The 10,504-nt window shown below is 34.4% G+C and carries 9 protein-coding genes; 1 reads left to right on the plus strand and 8 read right to left on the minus strand.

The window, feature by feature from the left end:
• The first annotated feature begins 129 nt into the window (after window positions 1-129).
• On the plus strand, window positions 130-594 hold the full coding sequence (locus tag JI747_RS04515; RefSeq protein WP_225686577.1) for a hypothetical protein: 465 nt from the start codon (window positions 130-132) through the stop codon (window positions 592-594).
• Window positions 595-607: 13 nt separating this feature from the next.
• Here the strand turns inward: JI747_RS04515 and JI747_RS04520 are convergent, their stop codons facing one another.
• The 8 genes from JI747_RS04520 to JI747_RS04555 all read right to left on the minus strand — a co-directional run bounded on the left by JI747_RS04520 (window position 608) and on the right by JI747_RS04555 (window position 10,484).
• On the minus strand, window positions 608-3,382 hold the full coding sequence (locus JI747_RS04520) for a multicopper oxidase domain-containing protein (protein ID WP_225686579.1): 2,775 nt from the start codon (window positions 3,380-3,382) through the stop codon (window positions 608-610).
• Window positions 3,383-3,592: 210 nt separating this feature from the next.
• Complete coding sequence (locus tag JI747_RS04525) at window positions 3,593-4,066, minus strand: DUF3347 domain-containing protein (protein WP_225686580.1); 474 nt, start codon at window positions 4,064-4,066, stop codon at window positions 3,593-3,595.
• A 106-nt stretch (window positions 4,067-4,172) separates the two neighbouring features.
• Complete coding sequence (locus JI747_RS04530; protein ID WP_225686581.1) at window positions 4,173-4,550, minus strand: HYC_CC_PP family protein; 378 nt, start codon at window positions 4,548-4,550, stop codon at window positions 4,173-4,175.
• Between the two features lie 107 nt (window positions 4,551-4,657).
• Window positions 4,658-6,865, minus strand: coding sequence for a TonB-dependent receptor plug domain-containing protein (locus tag JI747_RS04535; RefSeq protein ID WP_225686582.1), 2,208 nt, complete (start codon window positions 6,863-6,865; stop codon window positions 4,658-4,660).
• 40 nt (window positions 6,866-6,905) lie between these two features.
• Window positions 6,906-7,421, minus strand: coding sequence for a hypothetical protein (locus JI747_RS04540; RefSeq protein ID WP_225686583.1), 516 nt, complete (start codon window positions 7,419-7,421; stop codon window positions 6,906-6,908).
• Entirely contained in the window at window positions 7,421-8,230 is an 810-nt protein-coding gene (gene kdsA / locus JI747_RS04545; RefSeq protein ID WP_225686584.1) for a 3-deoxy-8-phosphooctulonate synthase, read from the minus strand. Before kdsA ends, JI747_RS04540 begins: the two co-directional genes overlap by 1 nt.
• Before the next feature lie 203 nt (window positions 8,231-8,433).
• Complete coding sequence (locus JI747_RS04550; RefSeq protein ID WP_225686585.1) at window positions 8,434-8,958, minus strand: DUF1697 domain-containing protein; 525 nt, start codon at window positions 8,956-8,958, stop codon at window positions 8,434-8,436.
• 32 nt (window positions 8,959-8,990) lie between these two features.
• Window positions 8,991-10,484 carry a hypothetical protein gene (locus JI747_RS04555; RefSeq protein ID WP_225686587.1) on the minus strand — a complete coding sequence of 498 codons (1,494 nt, stop codon included), beginning with the start codon at window positions 10,482-10,484 and terminating at the stop codon, window positions 8,991-8,993.
• Window positions 10,485-10,504 lie beyond the last annotated feature (20 nt).

Genomic DNA, 10,504 nt, shown 5'->3' on the forward strand with positions numbered 1-10,504 from the left:
AAGTATTTATCAGTTAAAAATCATTTAACAAAGACTAATAATATTTCATTGTGCCGAAAATGAATTTTTATTAACCTTTCCTGAAAAATCAAACTACTTTTCTATTTTTGTTCAAATGACTTAGATTAAATGATTCTTATAAAAACCTTTAAGTTTGAATCGAACTTAGAATACGTAAGCTCCTATTTAAAAGAGATGCATATTCCGCATTTCGCAGATTTTAAAAACAACTCTTTACTTTCAGAAGAAAAAACAAAAGATCAGATTTTAAAAATAATAGCGGATTTACAGATTGATGAAAATGACGTAGAACCTGAAGAAGCCCTTATCGAAGGTTATAAAGAATGGAATGAGAATATGTATAACCCCGGATATTATACAGGGGGAAAATCTCCTTCATTCAATTCCGATAAAAACAATTATTTAACATATGCCATTCTAACTTTTATATCTGGTTTGGCCTGCCTGGTTGAGGAAATTAATTCTAAAAACTTTAGCAAAACCGCATTTTGGGTATTTGCTTTAATTATCTCCCTTATCAGCTTTTCCCTACTTTATCAATATTTGAAATATAAAAAAAGAAACTCAAAATGAGTTTCTTTTGTCATTAATAGGTTAAAGTAATTCCGGCTCCCCATCCCATTTCATTATCGTAATTTCCGGAAACAGATACCCACTTTTGTAAGATATACCGTAATCCTGTGGTAAATTCGCCATCAGAATTTAAACTGAAATTTCCTCTTAATCTTCTGGAAAGCGGGATATCTTCCCTGCTCAATTCGAGTAAAACTTTTCCGTTCTGATCAACACTTGCATCGGCTGTCACCAACATAGGCAAGAGGTATTGCATCCCGACAATAAAGTTGGCTTTATTTTTAGAAGCTGTTTGCTGCCCAAACCAGGTTTTCTTTCCATGAAAATCCATTCCCATTTCTTCTGTCATCTGTCTTTCCATAATTTCATGGTTTTTCTGAATTCTGAATCCTGCATAAGGAAGTGCCCATTGGAATTTCCCTAAGAATCGTCCGACTTTCATACTTCCTTCAAAATGATCAAAATTCCAATTGGAATGAAACTCGTTAAGGTTTGCCCATCTTGGTCCGAACATCGTCATGGTTTCTGCATGGAGTTTATTACTCTGCAGATCAAGCATCGCCATAGAGCTTACCATCCTGTTATCTTTCATAAAGTCTTTCCATACCAGTTTTCTGTTCGGAAGCTGTGGATTCGGTTTTGAGTTTTCATAACTGAAAATTCTTCCCATTCCTGCCATCATGTGATATAAAATATGGCAGTGAAAAAACCAGTCACCATCCTGACTCGCTGCAAATTCAATGGTATTGGTTTCCATCGGCATGATATCTACTACATTTTTAAGCGGTGAATATTCTCCTTTTGAATTAATCAACCTGAAATCATGACCATGAAGGTGCATCGGATGACGCATCATGGAATTATTGTACATGGTAATTCTCAGGATTTCTCCTTTTTTTATCATTATTTTATCTGTTTCTGTAACGGTCTTGTTGTCTAAAGTCCACAGATAATGATTCATATTTCCCTCTAAAGTAAACTTCAGTTCACGAACATTTTCCGTCGGAAGAATTGTTTTTTCAGGAGATTTTAAAATATTGTAAGATAATCTTTTAATTGATTTTTCTTCCTGCATATTCATTCCGGAATGATTCGAATGATCTTCACTTTCTTTCTCTTTGGTTTTAATCCCCATCATTTCATTGATGTGCTTCATCGTCATTTTTCGCTGGCTTTCAGGAAGTTCAGGATACATTACTTCATTCATGTCCATCATCTGATTTCCCATCGTCATATTCATTGGCTTCATATTTCCGCTCATCTCCATCATGCTGTTCATCATTTTCATCCCTTCAAAGAGCTTTAATCTCGGTAAATTCGGAGCTTCTACTTTATCTCCTGAACCTAACCAAAGTGAGGCATGGCCAATTCTGTCTTCTGAAGTAGCACGGAATTCAAAGCTTTTATTTTCAGGAATAGTCACTTCAATATCATAAGTTTCAGAAACACCGACAATCAGGCGGTCAACTTCAATCGGAACCACATCGTTTCCGTCATTTCCTATGACTTTTATTTTCCCACCTCCGAAATTCAGCCAGAAATAAGTAGAAGAACCTCCGTTTGCCACTCTTAATCTGACTTTATCACCTGCTTTTAACTGAGAATATTCAGAACTGGGCTGCCCGTTGATTAGAAATTTATCGTAATACACATCACTTACATCCATTGCCTCCATTCTCTTCCATTCGTTCAGGGCTTTTGTCCCGAAGTTTCCTGATTTAATGGCTTCCCAGTAACTCTGCACCGCGTTTTTTTTAATCGCATACCAATCTGTATTCGCCATATGGAGCCTCCTTGCAATCTGCATTGGGTCATCATCACTCCAATCGCCTAATAAGACCGGAATTTCCTTTGTATACTCTATTTTTGGTTCGCCTTCTCTTTTTTGGAAGACTAAAATTCCGTTCATTCCGATCTGTTCCTGTAAACCTACATGGGAATGATACCAATAGGTTCCGTTTTGGGAGATTTTAAATTTATACAGATGGGTTTCTCCCGGTTGTACAGGTTTTGTAGTCAGATAAGGAACTCCATCCTGTTCGTTAGGTAAGATCACTCCATGCCAATGAAAACCGGTATTTTCTTTCAGCATATTGTGAAGGTAAATTTCTGCGGTATCTCCTTCCGTGAAATACAGTGTAGGAGCCTGTAATCTCCCGTTCACAGCAATTGCTCTCCTATTTTTACCTGTAAAATTTACAATGGTATCTTTTACATAAAGATCATAGCGAACTGTTCTTCCTCCAAAGCTTATCTTACCATTTTCTGAATTTCTTTTTAAAACAGAATTTTTAGTTTCAGGTTCAAATTGAGATTGAGGTTGAGAATGGTTTTCAACTTCAACTAATTCCATTCCGCATTTCGGGCATTTTCCGGGTTTATCGGAAATCACTTCCGGATGCATGGAACAGGTATATTTTTGAGGTTGAGACTGAGATAAAGTTTGAGCTTTATTTTTAGAATTTAAATTAGGCTTGATGTTATCTGCTTTATTAGCCATCTTCATTTTTTTAACATCATTTTTGTTCTCAACTTTAGTCTTAGCCTTATTTCTAATTTCTTTTGATTTTATCTCTGGTTTAGGTGGAGTTTTCACTTCCGGTTTAGCTACAACTTTCGGAGTGACAACTACAGTTTTCTTCCTTAAAGTCATTCCGCATTTTGGGCAGTCACCCGGTTTTGAGGAAACAATTTCAGGATCCATCGGACATGTAAAATATGTTTTTGTCGTCTGTGAAAAATTAAAGACGGAGAATAAAAGCATCAGAAACATTATTATCTTTTTCATAATATTTCGAAGTTTTTAAAATTGTATAGTTTTAAATTAATCAGCAAAGAGTACAAATATTTTCTTGAAATTATTGAGAATATTTTTCGTCTGTAGAAGCATTTCACTGAGTAAAGATTTCGAAAATTTTTAATTTAATTTCCAAAAAAAACCTTAAAGCTGATTCTAATTAAAACTATACAACTTGTTATTTTAAATAAAATAGATCAATTATTTAATCTCTGACTTTACACTTCCGCATGAAAGCATAGAACTTCCATAATAAGGGTTTATGATTTTCTTTTCGTCGCTCAGCCAGCTTCCGTCTGCCATAGGACAATATTGAACGTAGATAGGATTTTCAGACAGTTTAAATTCTTTAGTAAGCGCAATCATATTGTCTGAAAGGTTCAAGAAAGTTTCTCTCTGTGTGCTTATATTTCTTGCTTCCGAAATAGCCGTAGCATCTTTTCTCAGGATATTTAAATTCCCTTCTGAAACCTGCTTATAATCAATTACAGAAGCCGTTTTAATGAATTCTGCCGCCGCTTTTGAAGTTTTATCTGCATCATCTGAAGCCAATGCAGATTTCATAGTGATATAATTCTGATAAAGCTTAGAAACCTGAGCATCTTTTTTAGACTGTGCTGAAAGAGAAATTATTGAGAATAAAGATAATGCTACTGTAATGATATATTTTTTCATTGTATTAAATTTTAGAATTAATTTTTAAAGAATAAGATTTTCTGATCGCAAAATGCGACAGGTCGTGTCGTTCGTAATGATATGGCTATCAAACGACTGACGAATTTTAAATTCTGAAATTACAATGAGTAATATAGATGGGAAGCGCCCGGTTTTCCGGCGGCGCATTGATTTGAATCTGAGTAAATTTTATCGATGAAAAAGACCGATCGATGAAGAAAAAATCATGATTTAAAACTTCCGGAAACTGTTTTAAAAAATCAATTTTAAGCAGATCCGATTTTTGCGAATCATCAACTTTTACAATTTTGATTTCGGTTTTGCAGCAGTCTTTTTTGGTTTTGACTCCGCATTTGCTGCAGATATCATCCACTTTCTGACTTATAGAAGCCAATTCTTTCATGCAATAATGTACACTGAATACCGCTCCGGAAGAAAATCCGAAGTAGAAAACAGAAAACAGTATGGCAAGAATCTTTTTCATTGAGACAAAGGTAAAAATATCTTTACTATGATGGTTATAGAATTTTGTATTGTTGTTATAAAATTCGGGAAATAAAAAAGCTTCTGAAATTTTCAGAAGCTTTTGTTTTATAGTTTGAATTCTAATTTAAGATTGAAAAATCTTCCTGTAAGACGAACCGGAACCGGATACATCAAGTTGGAATTATAATCGGTAATCCATTGATTAGCAACCGTATTATTAATATTAAAGGCATTGAAAACCTGAACCCCTAATGTCAACTCTTCAAAATTACTCCAGAAACCGTACGTTTTTTTGTTGTCTTTTCTGTCGATAAATACTTTAGAAAGTCCAAGATCTACTCTTTTGTATGAAGGTAATGTATTCTGATACTGATAAGGATCTGTAAATACAGGTGCTCCGTTTGGTAATCCCATTGCATAGACCAAAGTAAGGTTTACACGCATTGAAGGGAAACTCGGCATATAATCCTGATAGAACATAGCAAATCTCAGTCTCTGATCTGTAGGTCTCGGAATATTTCCTCTTCCATCAATATTTTCGTATGCTCTTGCATAACTCGCAGACAACCATGAATCTATTCCCGGAACAAATTCACCATATAATCTGGTATCAATTCCATAGGCATAACCGGAAGCATTGTTCTGACCCGAGTAACGGATTCTGACATTGTCCATATAATAAGGGATAACATTATCCATTTTCTTATAATAAAGCTCTGTAGTCAGCTTAAATGGTCGGTCATACATCTCAAATTCGTAATCATTTGCCAATACAAGCTGTATGGAACGCTGAGATTTTATATCTGAATTGAAGTTACCTTCTAGGTCTTTAATTTCTTTGTAAAAAGGTGACTGGTAATAAATACCTCCATTTACTTTAAACAACATATCTGAATCCCAATCCGGTTTTATGGCAAACTGGAATCTCGGAGAAAAAATGGTTTCTTTATTAAAACTCCAATTGGCAACTCTTGCTCCTACATTTACAAATACTTTACTGCTTCCCCAATAGAATTTCTGAGAATATTGTGCATACGCAGATAATCTTGTCGGCTCAATATGATTTTTTCCTGATATACTGTAGAACAGCTCAAGATCTGCTTCATTAAGTCTGGGATCAAGAATATTGGCAGGTCTTGGAGTACTGTATCCTGCAGAATCTACCAGCTTCCATTCATTCGTAAGGTCTTTCAGGTTTTCTTTTTCATATTTAAAACCCACCTCAAAATCTGAATTTACATTGGGTGAAAATCTTGCTCTGAACTGTGTTCCGTATGTTCTTACAAAAAGATCATTTCTTGCACTTTCAATCTGCCCTCCTACATCATACGAAACAACGGGAGCTCCTGTTGTCTGGTCAAAAGTCTGAAGTTCGTATTGGGAATGAATGGTATAATACTCTTTTTCTCTGTTCTGATAAGAAAAGCTGTCTAGGGTAAATCTCCATTTATCTGATGGTTTATAGTTCATAGAGAACGTTCCCATCATATTTTTATACATATCCTCTTCTCTTCCCGCATATCCAATATTAACGGTAATAGGCTGCTGAAGGCTTCCGAAAGTTACGCTTTTTGCTTTAGGCACCATTTCATAGTCATTCTTAGAATAATATCCGATGAATGAAAGTGAAAATTTATCGCTGACATGGTAGTTGATATACGACTGGAAATCCCAATAGGTAGGGTTGAAATCGGTATCTTCATTTAAAGTATTCAATACCAAATTGGTATTTCTGTACCTTCCTGAAAATAAAGCGGTCAGCTTCTTGTTTTTTGAAGCTAAACCAGTTGTTAATCTTCCTCCGATAAGACTTGCTTCTCCGGAAAGTTCAAACTTCTTAGGTTCTCTGTAGTAAATATTCAGGGCGGAAGACATTTTATCTCCATACCTTGCTTCGAAACCTCCGGCTGAAAAGTTGACTGTAGAAACCATATCCGGATTGATGATACTCATCCCTTCCTGCTGAGAATTTCTGATCAGAAAAGGACGGTAAATTTCAATATCATTGATGTAGATAAGGTTTTCATCATAGTTTCCACCACGAACCATATATTGGGAAGACAGCTCTGTATTGGAGTTTACGGAAGGTAATGTTTTAAGGATCCCTTCAATACCTCCTGAAATACTGGCAACATTCTTAGCATCTTTTGCTGAAATTTTCACAGCAGAAAGATCGGATGTATTTCCTGTTTGTTTCTGGAAAACGACTTCTTCAATATAGTTAACTCTAGTTGTTGCAGTATCTTTCTTTTTAGTCTGGGAAAATACAAACAGAGGCGCCAACAGGCTCAATGGTAAAACTAGTTTTTTCAAACGAAATATTTTAAAATTTCAAACGGTTAATTTATAACTTTTATTTTATTATTTGGCTCTGCAGGAAAACTTTTGACCATTCTTCCACAAATTTTTCAGGTAAATTCTTTTCTTTTATGGCAGCAATGCACGTAAATACATCATTATCACCTTTTGTAAGGTAGTAAACCTGTGATTCTGTAGTTTTTGAATCTTTATAAGAATCAGCTTCCATCGTAAACAGAATGTACTCCCGTTCATTTTGTTTATTTCTGGCTAATTCTTTTATTCTTAGATTTTTGGTTTTTGACTTACTCAATTTTTTATGATTATCAAAAAAAGTCTGCAATGGAACTGAAGCCAGATTTTTAGAAACTAATTTTGTAACAATAATGTCATAGTTATCCCAATTTTGACCTTTCGGAATGTATTCCATCATGATCATCTGATCATTTTCCTGTTTTTCTTCCAGATGAAGATTGTATTTTTCAGGTAAAGAAAATTGTAAAGAATCTCTTTTTTGGGCATACACAGACAAAGAAAAAGAGAGTGATAGGAACAATAAAAATTTCTTCATTATAAAATAGCTTCTCTTACTCTTGTCAGTTTTTGTAATAAGTCTTCTAATAAATCAAGTCTTAACATATTCGCTCCATCAGATAAAGCAGTTTCCGGAGTTGGATGGGTTTCTATGAAAATTCCGTCTGCTCCTACAGCAATTCCTGCTTTGGCTACGGTTTCGATAAGTTCCGGTCTACCTCCCGTAACACCTGAGCTTTGGTTCGGCTGTTGCAAAGAATGGGTAACATCCAGAATAACCGGAGCATATTCTCTCATGGTAGGAATTCCTCTGTAATCTACAATAAGATCTGTGTATCCGAAAGAATTTCCTCTTTCAATAATAGCAACTCTTGGGTTATCAGAGTCTGTAATTTTCTGAACGGCAAATTTCATAGATTCCGGAGAAAGGAATTGTCCTTTTTTCAAACTCACACATTTTCCTGTTTTTGCTGCAGCCACCAAAAGGTCTGTCTGACGTACTAAGAAAGCAGGAATCTGCAGAACATCCACATATTGAGCTGCCAAAGCCGCATGTTCGTTCTCATGAATATCTGTAGTTGTCGGAATATTGAAAGTTTCTCCTACTTTTTTAAGGATTTCCAAAGATTTTTCTTCACCAATCGTTGTAAAAGAGTCTACTCTGCTTCTGTTTGCTTTTTTGAAACTCCCTTTAAAAATGTATGGAATATTATATTTATTGGTTAATTCTACCACTTTTTCGGCAATTCTAAGAGCCATATCTTCGCCTTCAATAATACAAGGACCGGCAATAAGGAAAAAGTTTTTTGAATCTTTGTGATGAATATTATCTAAATACTGAATCATTTTATTTTTTATTAAAAAGTTCAGTAAAAATACTGAGAAAGTTTCAGAATCGGAAATTATTTGATGTCTTTAACAGACTATGGTGGTAATAGTTTTATTCTTTGGGATTTTTTATTCTGATTCTTTTTTTATTCTCGCAGATGACACAGATTGCGCAGATTTTTTTTACCATAAACTCTGCATAGTCTGTGGGAGAATTTAAACTAGAATTTCTTTAAAATCTTTTCAAACGTATTAATATTTCTGCTGGTAAACTGATCTTTCAGGCTTTTTTTACCCAAAATTTTTCCAAAAGTAGAATCCAGAGTATTTCCTTTAGGAACTTGCCAATAAAAGATATCCTTTACTATTTTAGCATCTTCATTATCGGTTTTTGAAGCGTTTTCAAATTCCTGCATTAAAACTTTTTCAACACCAGCGTTTCCAACAAAAGTATAGGAATGAAGATCTTCATTTTTTTCAAAAGGATTTCCGTTCCAAAACTGTTCTATTTCTTCCTGAGATTTAATAAACAGGTAAGCCTCATATTCGAAATGTTCAGACATAGATTTTTCCAAAATTTCTTTTAATTCTCCTGCTTTTTTATCTGATGAAAAGACAATATTTCCGGAAGCCAGAATAGAAACCACATCATTCATTCCTTCATTTTTGAATACCTGACAAACTTCTGCCATTTTCATATTGGTTCCTTTTACATTGACTCCGCGGAGAAAAGCACAGTATTTCATAGGTTGAACTGTTAAGATGTTGAGTTGTTATATTATTTAATTTTTTCGTATAAATTATAATCTGTTCCGGATGGTTTTAAATGATAAATTTTTTCCAGGATTTTATTCTGACTGTTCAGATGATCCTTGATACGAAATTCTTTTAAAAGTCTATAATGAGATTTATAATATTCAGCATCTTTTCCGGTAAACAGATCTTTATAGGAAAGCAGGTATTTAGGTTCTCTTTTCTTTACAGTATTAATCCAGTAATTGGTTTTATCTTTTTTAATTTCTTCCTGAATCTGTTTATCAACCAACCCTACTTCATCGATTGTTTTTAATTTAGAAAAATAAGGAACATAACCTGCCGGTTCAAGCAGAATCCATTGTTTTTTATCTTTTTCGTACAGATCCAGATAAAGCCCGATCGATCTTCTGTAGTTCCATTCTCCGTTTCCTGTTGCTATAGAATGTACGGTCTGAAAAGCCAACATAGGAAGGATATAGAAAACAATAAGCGCGCTTAGCCAAAGGTTTCTTTTTTCTTTCTGCTCCAACACAAATATAAGAACCGGCACAAAAAGCAGAATCTGTGGCACCCAATAATACCAATCGAAAAGACTTTTCTGTGAAAGAAAAATAATCTGCTTCGTCCACGCAAAAATAAAGATCATCCACAGGAATTTATTTCTTTGGGTATGTTCTTTCTGTCTTATTATAAAGACGAAACATACGATTTCAAAAACCGCGACAAGAATGGTAAAAGGATTGAAATCTCCCGGTAATTTGAGCATTCCCCAAAAGTTACCGTAGTTCAGTCTGAAATAATCCCAGTTTTGCTGTAAAGTGAAGTTATTGTCATATCGTAGTTTCTTGGCAACGATTGTATTGTTGATCAGTTCTCCAAAATAAAACCAGTTAAATGCTAATGCAATACTGATTCCCAAAGCTCCTCCCAGAACGAAACTCCATTTTATTTTTCGATTCCAAAAAGTATCTATAAGGAAAACAATTCCTAAAAAAATAACAGAATCTATTCTAGTAAATAAAATTAAAACCGGTAAAATAAGTAAAGCCCATTTCTTTTCTTTTTTAAAGCCATAATACAGCAAAGCCATTTCTAAAAAAAACAGAATTCCGTATTCCATCCCTAAGATCGAAATCTTAATGGAAGGGGGAAGTATACCAAAAAGAAATATAAAGATTGCTTTGTGCCAAGGATTTTTAAAAAGCAGATGGGAAAGGAATAAACTTCCTATGCTAAACAGCACGGTATTAAAAATAAGTAACGGTTCTATAAAGTTTTCTTTTCCAAAAATAAGGTTGAAAAAATAGGATACAAAAACATATAAATGGGTCGTAGAAGCTGAAATTTTCGTTGCCCCGTTGAAGCCTATGACTCCATAATCCATAAGGTTCTGCGCCACCCTCCAAGTAATAAAAGCGTCTTCCTGAATATGATGGGTAAGCAAAAAGTAAAGTTTTACAATAATTGCAAAAAAGAGGGCATAAACGGGAAGGTTTTTATTTTTAGATTCGGTCATTCTGTATTTTTAATTGATAC

The organism is Chryseobacterium tagetis, assembly GCF_016735585.2.
Taxonomy (GTDB): Bacteria; Bacteroidota; Bacteroidia; order Flavobacteriales; family Weeksellaceae; genus Chryseobacterium; species Chryseobacterium tagetis.